We start from the raw sequence: 17,170 nt of genomic DNA, 5'->3' as shown, positions 1-17,170 counted from the left end.
TTTAGTTTCTCTCTATAGCAATCCTATTGAAATTGTAAAAATTATTTTTAAAACTAGATGCGTAGTTGATTTATGTCAGCTACATAAAGGATGTAACAAGTGCTTGCTCTTGTATAAAAACAAGCTACGCAAAGTGTCTAGAAGAAAATATTTTACAAATGATTTAGAATTGCTATAGAACACCAATTCAGTATTTAGGCTAATTAATAATTAGTCATTTGATAAAAATTAGCTTTTTTTCACAATCTTGTTGATAAATTGCTTTAACTTTCCCTCAAGAGATTTGAGTCTTAATACACCAGAGCGCAAGATCATAAATTTACTTTTCGGTTGGCGATCCGATAGAAGACCCAGAGCAAAAATTTTGAGCCGATCTTTCAAAGCAGATTTATCTGGTGGAGTGGGTTTTAATCCCAGTCTGCGTAAGTAGCTGTTGACTTGATATATTCTGGCTTTGAGATCGTAAGGTCGCAGATAAAAGAGGATACTCAAAGCTACAGAGACATTATTACCATTTTTAGCCCAATGGGGTGCCAATATCGGATGATGGAGTCCCTTGCCTGGTTGCAAATGATAAACCCTTGCTTTACTCTGATTCTCCTCTCTATAATTTGCTACGTTCAGGTCGCCTACATAAAATTTTTCAATCTCCTCTTCGCTCAGTACAGAACGATCGCTTTGATTGAAGAGGCTCATATCTTTCTCGCCCTGAATTTGAAACAGGAAATTCAACTCACTATCGATATGGTAAGGTGTAATAGAATTTGGGGAACCAATAAAGATGTAAGCACCTAGCCAGGTCATCTGCTTCCGAAGGGGTCTACCTGTAAGAGTTTCGAGTTCAGTTATAATCTGGTTGACCAAGGCAGCATATTCTGGATCTGCTTGAACATCTTCAAGCATGACCCAAGAATCCGATTCACTAATATGTGCGATCGCCTCGTTAATTTGCTTGATTCCAGGTCGCTGATTCCACTTTTGCTCAACAGGAACTTTGCTGATATAAGACTGGATTTTATTTGTTCTACCCTGACTTAGCATAGTATTTGCCAGTTCAACTAAGCGGGGGATCTCAAATAAAGGATGTCCTGCAAGGTTATGCGAAAACATGAAGTGAGAAGAGTTGAAGTTTTCCCGGAAGTTTGAAACATCAGTTTCAATGATTTGTTCAGGAAGCTTCGGATCGCACTTAATAGAACTGGGTTCAAGTAGATTATCAACTGACATACAAAACCTGGATGGATGAGTATTTGCTATTTGCAAAAATTATTGACGCACACTATACTTTTTCTGCAATTGCTTTTTTAAAGCACTTCAGAAAACACTTGCGACTTGTAAATATTTCCCAGGACGCTCGGTATCGGGGATATACCAAGCGGGATTTCCTTGGGGATCTCGTCCTAATTTGGCATCAGGTTGCGGAGGACGATTGCGTAGGCTGTTATTGGTAACTTCGCGGTTTGTTACTTCTATGGGCGGTGCAGACAAGAAGCCAGCAGACTGCATTTCGGCAATACTTTCTTTAAAGGCTGCCATTACAAAAGCGAGATCGGCTTCGGAATGGGCTGTCGTCAAGAAGCAAGGACGGTGATCCCAAGTATGCACTCCCTTATCCCGCAGCAAGTAAAACAGTAAATCTCCGTAGGGAAACTCTGGTAAAGACTTCACCATGAAGAGGGAGCCGAAATTATAAGCTGTAAACGGAGCCTGAACTTGCTGGAAATAGCCCATAAGTTCCGCTACAAACTTATCGGTTCTGGCATTGAGGTTTTGCTGCAAGCTGGGGCCACTCTGTTTTAAATGTTGAAGTACTGCTTTGGCGGCTGCTAGTGCTAGAGGATGGCGGACAAAAGTGCCAGCGAAGTAAGTCACACCTACCTCTGGAACGGAGTCATCGCCAAACTGCCAAAACCCACCATCCAAAGCATCCATATATTGTGATTTGCCAGCAATGACTCCAATTGGTAGCCCACCGCCCACAATTTTACCGTAAGTCGCTATGTCCGCCTTGATACCGAAATGCGCTTGAGCGCCACCTGGATGAATTCTGAATCCGGTAACAATTTCATCAAAAATCAGGGCAATACCAGCTTCTTCTGTGAAATCACGCAATTGCTGGAGGAATTCTTTAGGCTGATATTCAGGGCGACGGCTTTGCACAGATTCCACCATCACTGCTGCTAACTCATCAGCCCGACTTCTGAGGATTTCTAGAGACTCAGGCGAATCATAGTCCACAACCAAAATGTTCTCTACCATTTCGGGTGGGATACCAGGAGCAGCAGGAATTGACCGGAGTTTCTTTGTACCCCGAACAATTACTTCATCCAAAATACCGTGATAAGCTCCAGAAAAAATGGCAATCAAGTTACGCCCTGTGATGGTGCGTGCCATCCGCATCGCTCCCAGCACCGCTTCCGAACCTGTGTTGCAAAAGGCTGCTCGGTCAAAGTTAGTCAACTCACACATCAGCTTTGCCACTTCTCCAACCAAGGGAGTTTGCGGGCCAATTTCCATGCCGAGTTTGAGTTGCGCTTCAATTGCCTCAGTAATGAAAGGTGGCGACCAACCAAACAAATTCAAGCCAAAGCCATTGCTTAAATCGACATATTCATTACCATCAACATCCCAAAGTTTAGAACCTGATGAACGAGACGCCACGATGGGGTAAACCATCTCTTTCATCATCGGGTTAAACCCAGAAACAGTTCTTGGGTCTGCTAAGTAAGGGCGATGAGTTTGAGTATATTCTTTGGATTTTTGAGTCCGTTTTGTATATCTTTGGATAATTTTGTCTAGATGAGTGCGTTGTTGGGCTGTCAAAGTTTTAGTCTGGGTCTTTTCAATTCGAGCAGCCGCACCAAATGCCTTTTTAGCACCATTTGACTCTGTTTCTACTGATGCTGATTCTTTGCTGGTTTGGGTTGGGGGGACGGATACAGCATTTTGTGGCTTGACACCATTATTTTGAGATGTTGCCGCAGGTACAACTGGGATTGTTACAGATTGACTGCTATTACCCAATAGCGCCAATTGCTGGCTCATAATTTGTAGCTGCTGATTAATCACACCTTCTAGAACGCTACTAGATGCAGCAGGTTGGAGGGAAATCTTCGGTGCAGATCCATTCGATCCATTTGTATGAACTTCATGAACCACCAAGGTGGGTGATGTGGTTACAGGTGCAGGTTCTGGCAATGAGGTTTCTGGAACGATATCTGTAACGGTTTCTGTTAATCCTAATGCGGATAAAGTTTCGGAAGACAAGGCTGAATTGATAAAGTCGGCCAGTGTTCCTAAATTGGGGTAAATTTCTAGTAACTGCCTAAGTGTGACTTTGACTTGAAATTTTTTCTTTAACGCTAGCCCGACTTGTGTCAAAGATAAGGAATCTAATCCCATTTCTAAAAATGTTATGGAGTCGTCAACACTAGCAATTTCCAATCCTGATGTTTCTTCGATAATTTCTTTGAGCAGGGGAATAAGCTTTTGCTGAGGGGATGTTGTCATAATTTGGGCCTTTTCTAATAATTGGGGATTTAAAAGTTTGGGAGTTGCTGCACGATTGGGATGAGGTGGAGGATCGATCCAGAAGCGTTGGCGTTCAAAGGGATAAGTTGGTAGAGGAATTCGTTGGCGCGTTTCCCTTTGATAGAAATTGCTCCAGTCAATAGATACTCCTGCTAGCCACAGTTGTCCTACTGCCTTGAGTAATGCCGTCCATTCGGCTTCGTTCTCGGCGTTATCACCCAAAGAAGGAATCGCAATCTGTTGTTTAATATCTTTTGCTTGTTGGCGGGCTAAGGTCGTAGTTGTGATTCGCGGCCCCACTTCTAACAGTACGCGTTCTGGCTGCTGCCATAAGGTTTGTACGCCCTCTGCAAATCGCACAGTCTGACGCAGATGTGTAGCCCAATACATCGGATCGGTTGCTTGCTGGGCTGTAATCCAGTCGGCGGTAACTGTAGATACAAAGGGAATTTGGGGTGGCGATAATTTAACTTTCCCAACTACCTCAGCAAAGGGGGCTATGATACTATCCATCATTGGGGAATGGAAAGCGTGGGAAGTGTGTAAATGGCGACAGATAACTTCTTCACTTTCTAGTTGTTTTTGCAGAGTCGCGATCGCCTCTGTGGGACCAGAAACTACACACAGCGAAGGACCATTAATTGCAGCGATCGCTAGTTCTGCACTCAATCGCGGCTCTACCTCTTTGGCTGGTAGGCGCACTAAAAGCATAGCCCCTGCTGGTAACTCCCACATTAAGCGACCGCGAGTTGCAACCAACATCAACGCATCTTCTAAGGTGAATACACCCGCAATACAGGCGGCGACAAATTCGCCAATACTGTGACCAATCATGGCTTGGGGCTTGACTCCCCAACTTTGCCACAGTTGCGCTAAAGCGTATTCAATGACGAATAGTGCCGGTTGAGTAAAGCAGGTTTGCCGCAGGGACATAGCCGCAGTTTCGCGTAGGCGTAGCCCACCGTAGGCATCGCTCGGTGCGGGATAAATGATGTCTCGTAAATCCCTACCCAGTAAAGGCTTAAGGATTTCAGCACATTCATCCACTGCTTCCTGAAATACAGGTTCGTGGTTGTAGAGATTCAGTCCCATGTTCACATATTGCGATCCTTGTCCGGGGAACATGAAGACAACGGCTGGATTGCGGATTTCTATGTGACGGGTATTTACTTGATTTGAATCTAAAGATTGCAGGGCTGCGATCGCATCTGTAAGATCGTGACAAACTACACTGCGTCGGTAGTTAAAAGATTTGCGCCCTCGCTGTAGGGTATAAGCTACATCAGCTAAGTTAATTTCGGCATTGTATTGTAAATGCTGCTGTAAATTCGCGGTTGCAGCCTCTAAAGCTTGACTAGTTTTTGCCGAGAGCAACAATAGCTGCTGTGGGCGAGAAGATCCGGAACTTTGAATTTGTGGCGCTTCTTCTAGCACAATATGAGCATTAGTCCCGCCGACACCAAAAGAACTCACACCGGCTCGTCGCGGAGTTTCACCCTCCGACCATTCAGCTAGTTTGGTATTTACATAGAAAGGGCTGTTGGCAAGGTCAATTTTGGGATTGGGAGCCTCAAAATTTAAACTAGGTGGAATCTTTTTATAATGCAGGGCGAGAGCGGTTTTAATTAACCCTGCTACTCCAGCCGCCGCAACTAAATGTCCGACATTGCTTTTAAGAGAACCGATTGCACAAAATTGTTTAGCATCTGTATGCACCCGGAATGCTTGCGTCAGCGCTTCAATTTCAATTGGGTCGCCTAAAGGTGTAGCTGTGCCGTGAGCTTCAATATAAGAGATGGTTTCTGGGTGAAAGTTGGCATAAGCTTGGGCCATTGCAATGGCCTCTGCTTGTCCATCGACGCTGGGAGCCGTAAAGCTCACCTTATCAGCGCCGTCATTATTGATACCAGAACCTCGAATTACAGCATAGATGCGATCGCCATCATTGAGTGCATCTTCTAAACGCTTGAGGACAACTACTCCTGCGCCATTATTGAACATTGTGCCCTGAGCGCTGGCATCAAAGGGACGACAATGCCCATCTCCAGAGAGCATACTGCCTTCTTGAGCTATATAACCGCTGTTTTGGGGTGTAGTCATAGATACACCACCAGACAAAGCCAAATCGCACTGATAGCTGGTTAAGGCTTGGCAAGCCTGAATGACTGCTACCAAAGAAGTAGAACAGGCTGTATTGACGCTGACAGCTGGGCCTTTGAGGTTGAGTTTGTAAGCCGCACGGGTGGTTAAAAAGTCTTTTTCATTGGCTAACATCGTTTGGAATTCACCGATGCGATCGACAATTTCCATCCGACCAGCAATATGGTTAGCAAAATAAGTATTTTGACCACAACCAGCGTACAAACCAATCAAACCTTCAAAAGACTCTGATTCATAACCAGCATTTTCTAGGGCTTCATAAACCAACTCTAGGAATACTCTAGCCTGTGGGTCCATAACCACAGCTTCTAGCGGATTAATGCCAAAGAAAGCGGCATCAAAGGTTTCTCCCCCAGGAATTATCCCTCTAGCTTTTACATAGCTAGGATCTTTGCAAAGGTTCGGATCGATACTAAGATCTAATTCTTCATCTTCAAAGAAAGTCGTTGATTCTAATCCCTCGCACAGATTGCGCCAAAACTCATCGACATTTCCAGCGCCAGGAAATCTTCCTACCATGCCAATAATGGCAACACCATCACTAGGATCTTGGTTATCGGATGCTTGCATATTTACCATTGCTTAAACACCTTGTTGATGATTACGGCGACGAGCACGAGCTGCTTGTTGGCGTTGGGCGCGATTTTGCAGCTTGTCAGAAGACGGTTGGCTGTTCTGGTTTGAATGCAAATAGTTTGCTAAAGAGCCAATTGTTGAATACTGAAATAGCTTCACAGCAGGTAGCTCAATACCAAGTTCCTGTTTTATTCGCGCGGCAACTTGGAGAATTGAGATTGAAGTTGCTCCCAAATCAAAGAAATTATCATCAATCCCAACGCGATCTATTTTGAGCAGTTCGGATAAAATACCTGCAAGCAGACGTTCTAAATCTGTTTGGGGAGCAATGTACGCTTGTTCCAGTTGCGGACGTTCTTTACTTGGTGCTGGCAATTTATGTCTATCTACTTTGCCATTTGCAGTCAAAGGCAGTGACTCTAACATCACAAATACTGATGGCACCATGTAATTAGGTAATCGCTGTTGTAAGAAACCACGTAATTTATTGTGCGTATACCCACTGTTATAGTGAGGAACAATATAAGCCGTTAACTGCTTTTCGCCTGCTTCATCTTGACGAGCTAAGACGATAATTTCCCGAACGTCAGGATGTTGTGCAATTTCTCGCTCAATTTCCCCTAGTTCAATTCGGAAACCGCGAATTTTTACCTGATTGTCAATCCGACCTAAGAACTCGATATTGCCATCTGGAAGATAACGAGCTAAATCCCCAGTTTTGTAAAGGCGCGTTGCTAAATTGCCATCAAATGAGTGAGAAATGAATTTTTCAGCAGTTAAGTCTGGGCGATTTAAATAGCCTCTAGCTAACCCATCACCACCAATGTACAATTCACCAACTTCTCCAATTGATACTGACTGGAGGTTGTTATCTAATATATAAACTTGGGTGTTAGCAATTGGACGACCAATAGGAATCGAAACATCTGGTTGCAGTGGGGCTGTTATCGGATGACAACAGGTAAAAGTTGTATTCTCAGTTGGCCCATAACCATTAATTAGTTGACAGTTCTCTACTGTTTGGAGAAACTTCTGCACATGGGGAACAGATAAGACATCACCACCCGCTAAAAGTTGACGTAAGGATTTTAAAGCATCAATTTTTTCATCTACTATCAGGTGAAATAAACCAGCAGTCAGCCAAAGAGTAGTAACTTGGTATTGCTGAATAATCTGCCCTAATTCTTCTAAAGATGGTGTATTAGGAGGGTAAATTACTAGTCGCCCACCATTAAGTAAACAACCCCAAATTTCAAAAGTGGAAGCATCGAAGGAAATAGGAGCAAGTTGCAGAATTACTTCTTCAGGCGTGAGTTGAGCATAATTAGTTTCTTTGACTAATCTAACTACACCACGATGGATAACACTAACACCTTTGGGTGTACCTGTAGAACCTGATGTATACATCACATAAGCCAAGTTATCAGCAGTGACACTAGTGCTTAAGTTATCTTTTTTATTTAGGGCGATTGTATTCCAATCTGCATCTAGACAAATTACAAATGCTGTGTGAGTAGGTAATTTGGTAACTAGTTCTTTTTGAGTTAATAATACAGATACCTGGGTATCTGACAGCATGAAAGCTAAACGTTCTTGTGGATACCCTGGATCTAATGGTACATAAGCTCCACCTGCTTTAAGGATAGCTAAGAGTGCTACAACTAGTTCTAAGGAGCGCTCTATGCAGATTCCTACAAGAATTTCTGTTCCTACCCCTAGTGATTGTAGATGTTTTGCTAGTTGATTAGCACGACTATTCAAATCTCTATAAGTAAGATGCTGATTATTAAAAATTAGTGCTACAGCATCAGGTGTTTTCTCGACTTGTGCTTCAAACAACTGATGAATAGACGCTTGTTGAGGATAATCAGTTTGAGTATGATTCCACTCTATTAGTAAGTTATTCTCAGATCTTTTCAAAATAGGTAATGTTAAATTATCTCGTTCTAAGTTGTTTTTTGATGATGAAGTTTGACCATTAGTCATCATTAATTCATTTTTATTTTGAGCCAATGAATTAGTTATTAGTTTCATTTCTAACTTAAAGCAAAATATTTATATCAATGATTAACAAGGAATTGGGTGTATTTAAATTTAAAATGAGATGTTTATTTTTCGTATTTACATAAACAGATAAAATAAATAGTGGGAAAGGGTTTTTATATGTTTGGTTATTAGTGTTTTCACGTAGAATTTATGGTTATATTGTTAGCTTTAAATTTATATCAAAAGACTAGTTTGACAAAAAATTATGCCGCAATCCTACAATATTTGTGTGAAAGGGCACTGACTCTAAGATTTAGTTCTCTCATTCTGACCTATTTCCTCTAAATCGCAGTTATTTCCAGTACATCTTCATTGAAAATTAAAACTTTAGAGATGTTTGCAATGGGAATATTAACTGTACGCAGGCTTATTTTGAGATAACAAGAAGAATTAATACCTTGAGGAACAAGGAATACTGCGATTTTAGCAACTGATAAGTAATGTAAACTCTTCGAGGCAGGTTGGACTCCAGCGAAATGAGAATAGGGTGAGCATTACAATGCCCACCCCATAATAACCAACTATTTGCTGTAGTCTACGTAATTGAAAACCGCTGTTTCTACTGATAGTTATTTCTGCTGTACTGCATTAGGTCAACAGACTAAGCCACAACACTAGCAGAGAAAACGAAATCATTTGCTGTCAGATTCGTTGAGGTAATTTGTAGTAATGAAGCCAACTCTGTATTTCCGATTTTTACGATAGTGTCAGCACCCTGTTGCAATAGGGTTAGAGCACTAAACTGAGTTACGCCAATCCCGCCCAGCCCGATTTTATCAATACCGATCGCAAAATCAGTCACAATGTTCTTGCTAGATGGCAAACTGGCGTTAGCAATCCAGAACTGGTCAGCACCAGCACCACCAGTAAGGCTATTACTACCCTGCTGACCAGCAAATAGCACATCATCATTATCACCACCAAATAGTGAATCATTTACACTAGAGAATAATTTGTCATCTCCAGAGCCACCATAGAGACGGTTATTGCTACCATTACTGGTGAGGGTGTCGTTACCTGAGCCACCGAGGGATAATTGACGAGTACCTTCAACTACCGTCAAAGTATCAGCACCTGCGCCTCCAAACAAATTATTACTACCATTAGCTTCGACTACGGTAACTTCATCATTACCATTGCCACCATAAGCATTAGTGTTGTTAGCAGGGCCATTTGCGCCAATCAAGATTTGATCGTTACCATCCCCAGTAGACACAGAGGAGTTACTACCAACTACCACAGTATCTTCACCGTTTCCAGTCTGAATTTTGTTACCTTTATTACCTTTTACAAAGTCTGCTCCGTCACCTGTAAATAAGATTTGATTGGGCTTAAGGGTGACATCATCACTACTGGTAGAACCAAATTGAAGGTCTAGTGTTGTTAGTCCAACAGTGCGACCATCAAACCCTGCGGCTGTAAAGTAATGAGTATTGCCTACACTTTGAGAATCGAGAATTGTTGCTTGACCATTAGTAGCTTCTTGCGAAGTCAAGACTTCTTTTGTGGAGGAAACTGTATCCGGGCCTCCCACCAGTGCTTCTGTAATGGCACGACCTTTCAAATCGCCATTAGTGGGAATGTTTAACCCCAGAATCCGAGCAAGTGTAGGTGTTACATCAGCATTACTGACGGGCGCATAATCCACATAGCCTTGTTTAAAGTCAGGGCCAATAGCCTCCATGTTATTGAAGGTGTCACCTCGACCAAAGCTGCCATGCATTCCCTGCCCTTGCTGCAAAGTTGTATCAGCAATTTCTACTTGAGCTTGAGGGTTGTTTGGATTACTTGGGTCGGTGCTAAAGGTTTTGAAGTTGATAACTATAGATGGAACTGGTGTTTGAGCATCACCTTTTAGCCCGATCGCACTCAGTGGTAAAGCACCTGGAATATTTCCATAGGCATCGTCTACAAAAATACCACTGATGTAGTCTTTTTGTGCAAGCAAATTCACTACCTGTTTAGCTAAGTCAGCATTGCCATTAGGTAGATAAATCAAGTCAGAACCACCATTGGCAGCTACAACTATCTTTGTACCTGGGTCAAGTTGGCCATTAATTACCTCACCTGTTCCACCAATTACACCATTCCCAGAAATAGGTCGTTGACCTTTTGTGGCATCAACAGTTGCATACTGGATCTTGTTGAGGTCTGGGGGAAGGGTTGTAGGGTTAGAATCGTATAAGGGTAGACCGAGATCGTGAGCCAAATCAATAGCAACAAAGCCTGCTGGTAGAAATCCCGGATTTACGCCTGCATAAGTTTGGGTGGCAGCATAACTTGTAGTTTTTGTGCCTTGGCTATCAATAGCTTGTTTGCTGATGGTAGAAAAACCGTGGTCGGAAGTAACAAAGACATCAGTAGTCTTATCCAAGCCTGTACTCTTGAGATAGTCAAGAAGTTGCTTTAAATTATCATCAGCATTTTTGGCCCCAGCTTTTGAAGTAGGACCATTGATACCTGGTGTCAACGTGTTTAAACTATCACCTTGATTATGTTGACTACCATCGGGATCTCTTGACCAGTAAACCAATGCGAATGGTTTACCATCTTCCTGAAACTTGGGTAAAACTACTTTGGTAGTGGCATCTGCAAAGTATTGTTGTTGAGCAACATTGGCATTCAGGGTGCCAGGAGTTGTATTGGTACCAGCTGGTTGGACTCGCGTTGTCGGTTTTACATCTAAACCAGCAGCTTGTAAGCGTTTGACAATATCTGGATCGAGTGGAACAGCAGAAGGTGAACCGGCGGCTGTAGGTGGAGGGGTTGCACCATTTGTAGTGTCATCAATAATAATTGTATCGGGAGTAGGAATAGTACCTGTAGTACCACCTTCTCGGTTAACTTGGGTAACATCTTGGATCGCAACAGGTCCTAATTTACCAACTGCTGCTGTGTTGAAACCCTTCGATCGCGCGTAAGCTAAGAGTGACTCTTCATCTAAAAAGTTGTTACCGGGAAATTTTTCGTCAATATCTCCCAAAACCGCATCATTTTCGATGAATGGTGTGACACTACCATTGGCATTAGGACTAGGAAAACCAGTGTAAATGGTGTTGCTAAAGTCACCTGTATCACCAAGATAATGTCCCGTGGCGATCGCAGAGGCATTCGGGGTGGTAAATGTCGGAAACAGCGAATGACTATTGGCGAAACTAACTCCTTGCTGACGGATGCTATATAAAGTTGGGGTATCAGTGGGGTTTACAGAACCGTTACGCAATCCATCTGCAACAAAAATAATAACATTTCTACCGTTGCCATTTGTATCAGCCATGCTTACTATTCCTTAAGTATTGTGAGCTACGATTAATCGCAGCGATTCTGTATCTGTATGAGCAATTAATTACGCTCAACCCAAGCAAAAAATTCTTGGCTACAGAAACCTAAATAGTATTTGGCGACAAAATGCTTAGTGTCCACAAAAAATAGTGCAGACAATTAAATGAACTTAACTTTGGTTACTGTCTCAAAAGATAGTTGTTCAATGTTTAAGGAAAGTTATAGACAAGTTAAGATTTGGGACAAAAAGGAGACGTATTTTTAAAGACAAAATTACTAATAGATATAAAAAGCGAGGGAATATCATTCCCCCGCATTAGCAAAATCGCTACAGCTTAACTAATGAATGAATGTTGAATCTAAGCTGTAATCATCTTTTGGTTAAACGACACTAGCAGAAAAAATGAAATCATTTGCTGTAAGGCTAGTTGCTGCAATTCCCAGCAATGAAACCAACTCTGTATTTCCGGTTTTCACGATAGTGTCACTACCCTGTTGCAACAGTGTTAAAGCACTAAATTGAGTGATACCAACACCGCCAAGCCCGATTTTATCAATGGCGATCGCGAAATCAGTCACAATATTCTTGCTAGTTGGCAGACTGGCGTTAGCAATCCAGAATTGGTCAGCACCACTACCGCCACTCAAGCGATCGCCACCCTGTTGACCAGCAAATAGCACATCATCACCATCGCCACCAAACAGAGAATCATTGATATTAGAAAAGAGTTTGTCATCACCAGAACCACCGTAGAGACGGTTATTGCTACCGCTACTTTTAAGGGTGTCATTGCCTGAACCACCGAATGATGATTGACGAGAACCTTCAATTACTGTGAGACTATCATCACCTGCCGCCCCAAGTAAATTATTACTACCACTAGCTTCCACTACGGTAATAACATCATTACCATTGCCACCATCAGCAGTAGTATTTTGAGCCGGGCCATTTTGACCAATAAATATCCGATCGTTACCCTCTCCACCGGACACTGAAGAGTCACTGCCGATTAACACCGTGTCTTCACCGTTTCCAGTCTGGATTGTGTTACCTTTAGTACCCTCTACAAAATTTGCTCCGTCACCTGTTAATAAGGTTTGATTTGGCTCAACGGTAATATCATCGCTGGTAGCGGAGCCAAAATTAATTTCTTCAGCTTGAGGTTGACCTAAACCAGGAGCAAGGTTAAGGGGCTTCTCTAACTTCAGTTGTAGAATTTCATTATTGTCTATGACAGGATTTTGAGGATCGTTTCCAGGACGACCTGTAGAGAAGGGATAATTGTTGTCATTAGCTACCAAAATGGTATTTTTGTCAACAACTAAAACGTTTTCAATGGTTTGGAATGGGAAGTCAAAGGTAGTCTTACCATCACCATTCAGGTCGTTGGGGTCTTTGATATTTAACAAGTCTGCAACTTCTTCTTTAGCTACATAGCCATTAGAATCTGTCTTGGACAAGTCTATTTTGTAGATCCTCTTAAATTTAGCCGCAGCCCCTTGATTGTTATCCCGTTCAATGACTAGGTACTCATTATCATTAATGACTGCTAAATCTCCGATCGCATTTGACGGATTATCCAATCTGTAGTGGAGCTTTTTATCAGTGTACTTGTGGCTGGCTAAATCAAATTCGTTAATCCGCAAAGCACCAGGAGTATCGCCTTGAACCGTACCTTCTAGAAGAAAATAAAGCTTGGTTTTACTGGCGTTAATTGCTCCACCTTCAAAACCTTTGGAACCACCCAAGTTAGCAAAAGCATCACCTGAAAGCACATCTGGGTTTTGTGGCGATCGCACCACATTATACTGAGGATCGTCTCTGAGTTGATCCCGTACTTCATCCGCGATATCTGGGAAATCACTAAATAGCGCGTCTACACCTAATTGATAGAACTGCTGAATTTCAAGCTCTAGCTTTCCTTTGTAATCTGCTGCTAAATACTGATCTTCCGCCCGGAATGTATAGGGGTGAACCTGTAACCCGGCGTTGTGAGCATCTTGAATTAAGGTAGAAGGAGGTAATGTTGTCTTATCAGCATCATTGACTGCTTCATCCCCATTCACATCATCGGCTTTACCATCACCATTAGCATCAGTACCTTTGACGCTAACAATCATCCGCTTCCAAGGACCAATGCCATCGGCATAAGTGGCAACTTCAGCCAAGCCTTCTGGAGTTCGCAAGTCGCCATAAGTGCGAGTGTCACCACTGACTTTCAAATCATAAGGCTGACTTTCGATAATTTTGCCATTAATATCAATGTCACTTGCATCTAGCAATTGAACTAGGGGAATATCCACCCCAGCCGTAGGCATGATGGTATCATGCAATTCTTTGAGATTGCCAACTTCAAAGGACTGGATGAAGATCCGACTGGGGTCAGTGAAGTTATTTGCCTTGAGCGTATCGATTAATAACTGACTGATGTTTCTGTTAACTTTATCTGTGGTGCCTATATAAGTGGCTTCATTAGCCAAATAAGTCGGATGCTTAGTTTCAGGGTAGATGCCAATTTTTTTACCTGTCTCGGCTTCTACTTGCTTAACTAAATTGATGACTTCCGTGAAGGTGGGAATCTCAAATTTATCGTCAAAGGAGCGATCGCGGAAAGGTAGACGTTCTTCTGCCCGTAAAGTCTTGATTTCAGCTAAAGTGAAGTCTTCAGCAAACCAACCTGTAAGTGTGTTTCCATCTAAACTTACCGTTTTCTTGCGATCGGCAAACTCTGGATGTTTGTAAACATCTGTGGTTGTATTGTTAAAATTGACAGTACCATCAGCGTTCAAAACTGCTAAAGCTGGCTCATGGCGGGCAATTAGCACACCATCTTTTGTCACAACCAAGTCAGGCTCAATGAAGTCAGCGCCTCGCTCAATTGCTTGTTTATAAGACTCTAAGGTATGCTCTGGACGATAGCCACTTGCACCTCTGTGACCAATAACTTTAGGAGCTTCTCCATCTAAAGTTTTAAATTGGTCGGGTGTAGCGATCGGAGCCTCTAATAACTTACCAGCGGCATCAAAATGCAGCAGGTAAGGGCCAAACTCGTCTCCAATCCAGATTGTCCCATCTTTATCAAAGACGAATGACTCTACATCAAAGTCTGCACCAGTCAGCAATCTTTGAGTAGTTCCCTCATTCACAATTTCAAAAGGAACTTTATTGTTAGGGTCAGACAATTGAATGTAGTCTAAAACTTTAACGCTGCCATCGCCATTTTCTGTTCCCTTAAAATTCGGGTCTAGACGATTGATCCGCAGCAGGAAATCTGCACTATTGTCTTTGCTACCGTAACCATTGTCTGACAGGAAGTACAAAGAGTTGCTGTTAGCAAATTGAACACCGCTAAAGCCTTGAATTGGCCGTCCTGGGAAAGGCCCGGTTCTGCCATTGGCTGAAACATCTTTACCAGAAGTTGGGCCATCACTAAAGGTATCAGCAGGTAAAGAAGCAAAACCGACTAACTCAACTTTTGGCACTATTGAGGCAAACATCGTTTGGTAGATGTGGGTTTGATCGTTTAAACCCGCAATTCCTGGAATATCAGAACCGTAGGCGTTATAACCTTTACCTACCAAGCTATTTAACACTTCAGAACCAGCACCTTGGTAGTAAACAGGTACGGGACGGTTGGTGTGAGTTCCCCAACCATACTTGACATTGGGAGCGGACCCCCAGTAATGTCCAACTTCTGCTGGAGTATCCAAATTGGTTAATGCTTCAGCATCTTGATTTTTTACTAAAGTCGGAAAATTACCGTCAAGAGTCAGGTAGTGATCGTGGTCAGCAGTAACGATTAGTAGGTTTTCATCCCAACCACCATTGTTATCGATCCAGTCAATCGTAGATCCAACTGCTTTATCGAAGTCCAGGGTGGTGCCGATCAAGTTGTCTATGTTGTTATCATGGGCAGACCAATCGATATCGCCACCTTCAACCATTAACCAGAAACCATCGGGATCTTTACCCAACACATCTAATGCAGCACTTGTCAATTCTTTGAGGGTTGGGTTTTCATTAACCTCTTTGGCAATGAAAGATGCATCCGTCTCTCCGGGAAGCAGTGGACGTGTGGTGTCCACTTTGGTGTTATCACCTTGGTTAGTGAAAACGCTGAACATATCTAAACCAGTGGTGCTGTAGTCGCCGTTGGCAGAACTGACAGGTAAGTTACCATTTTGACCACGCGCACCGTATAGACCGAAGAGGCGATCGCCTTTTTCTGGATCGATTGTCGCCGCAGTTTCAGCGAGTTTCTGGGCGGCATTTTCACCCCGCTCTAAAAAGGTGTAATCGTAGAGGTTGTTTGTTGGTTTAGTGCTAAGTTCTGTGTAGGTAGATTGGCTAATGTATTCATTGCTCGTATTCGGCTCAACCCCTGCTGGTAATAAGTCTCCAGGAGCAGAGAGTGGGTGTCCACCACCAAGTAATACTGTTGGTTGATAGACACGGAGTTGCTGTTGCAGGATGTTATCTAATGCCGGATAATCAGCATCATACTTGCTGCGACGGTTAACGTTGGCAGCAGCAGCAGCAGGTGTCGCGTGGTCAATGGGAACTGAAGTTACTAAACCAGTAGATTTACCAACTTCGTTTGCAGTTTTGAGAATTGTTTCTAGAGGATTCTCAAAAATATCAACGCCAACAGCGTTGTTGTAGCTTTTAACGCCAGTGTATAGAGTTGTCGCGGTGTTTGCAGAGTCAGGATAGCTGTACTTAATATATTCAGGATCGTTACCGGGAGTCCAAGGATTAACGCCGCCTCTGGTAGGGTCATAACCTACTAGATTCCCAACAGCACCATCACTGACTTTTGCGCCACCTGTTGGGGTATTACCTTGGTTAAAAGTTGGATCGAAGGTGAAACCAGGACGAACTGGGCTTTCTCCTGTGATGGGATTAGTCCCGTCAAGAGCGGAATTACCAGTATTAAAAACTCCATTACTATCAGCGATCGTTGTCCCGTAGGTGGTTGCCAAACCGTAGCCTTGGAGTGTTTGAAAGTTGAGTCCTTGACCCTTACCTTGTGTATAAAAATCACTTAGGTTAGCACCTGTCTTACCATTTTGAATCTCTTTGTAGATGGACGCAGCACGAGCCATTTGCCAGCCCATACCATCCCCAATCATAATGATGACGTTCTTAGCCATGAAAGAGAATCTCCCTGTGTTTAATTGTTGAGATGGTCTTCGCTCCAGTGGAATCAAAAAAGTAATATGGTGAGGATAAACTAATAGTTTTGGGCTTCAAAGATGTAATTGACTTGTAAGCTTGTTGAGTCTGAACTATTAAATGTCAATCACCACTACAATTGACATTTCACTAGAGCATTTTGGTATCAAAATCAACGATGAAAAAATGCATATTAATTAACATACATAGCCAAAGTTGTGAAAAAATTGTGGGCTGGTTAAGAAATCTTGTATTGCAATCTTTTAGCTAATATGTTATGTACAAACCAATGCATATTTCTGATGCTCTAAAAAAGTTTTTTGCGTCAGAAACTCATTTATTTCTAATTTTTATCTTTAGACGCTTTCGCAATAACTAAATACAGCTTCATTAACTTTG

Annotated in this window: 5 protein-coding genes; all 5 read right to left on the bottom strand. The window is 42.6% G+C overall.

The genetic code is table 11. The features are described 5' to 3' along the window. Window positions 1–228: 228 nt before the first annotated feature. On the bottom strand, window positions 229–1,227 hold the full coding sequence (locus V7K53_RS15045) for a cupin-like domain-containing protein (protein ID WP_335198320.1): 999 nt from the start codon (window positions 1,225–1,227) through the stop codon (window positions 229–231). Between the two features lie 87 nt (window positions 1,228–1,314). Further along, a complete protein-coding gene (locus tag V7K53_RS15040) occupies window positions 1,315–6,270 on the bottom strand; it encodes an aminotransferase class III-fold pyridoxal phosphate-dependent enzyme (protein ID WP_335198319.1) in 4,956 nt (1,651 codons plus the stop codon). 3 nt (window positions 6,271–6,273) lie between these two features. After that, a complete protein-coding gene (locus tag V7K53_RS15035) occupies window positions 6,274–8,301 on the bottom strand; it encodes a non-ribosomal peptide synthetase (protein WP_335198318.1) in 2,028 nt (675 codons plus the stop codon). Between the two features lie 613 nt (window positions 8,302–8,914). Then, complete coding sequence (locus V7K53_RS15030; protein ID WP_335198317.1) at window positions 8,915–11,590, bottom strand: alkaline phosphatase family protein; 2,676 nt, start codon at window positions 11,588–11,590, stop codon at window positions 8,915–8,917. A 386-nt stretch (window positions 11,591–11,976) separates the two neighbouring features. After that, window positions 11,977–16,749, bottom strand: coding sequence for an esterase-like activity of phytase family protein (locus V7K53_RS15025; RefSeq protein WP_335198316.1), 4,773 nt, complete (start codon window positions 16,747–16,749; stop codon window positions 11,977–11,979). Window positions 16,750–17,170: the final 421 nt, after the last annotated feature.

The organism is Nostoc sp., from assembly GCF_036917355.1.
GTDB lineage: Bacteria > Cyanobacteriota > Cyanobacteriia > Cyanobacteriales > Nostocaceae > Nostoc.
The sequence above is the reverse complement of the archived record's forward strand: the minus strand, read 5'-3'. Positions and strand labels throughout refer to the sequence as shown.

Excerpts from the sequence above, each read along its gene's own strand:
- V7K53_RS15045 (WP_335198320.1), bottom strand. The coding sequence starts at position 1,227 with ATGTCAGTTGATAATCTACTTGAACCCAGTTCTATTAAGTGCGATCCG.
- V7K53_RS15040 (WP_335198319.1), bottom strand. The coding sequence starts at position 6,270 with ATGGTAAATATGCAAGCATCCGATAACCAAGATCCTAGTGATGGTGTT.
- V7K53_RS15035 (WP_335198318.1), bottom strand. The coding sequence starts at position 8,301 with ATGAAACTAATAACTAATTCATTGGCTCAAAATAAAAATGAATTAATG.
- V7K53_RS15030 (WP_335198317.1), bottom strand. The coding sequence starts at position 11,590 with ATGGCTGATACAAATGGCAACGGTAGAAATGTTATTATTTTTGTTGCA.
- V7K53_RS15025 (WP_335198316.1), bottom strand. The coding sequence starts at position 16,749 with ATGGCTAAGAACGTCATCATTATGATTGGGGATGGTATGGGCTGGCAA.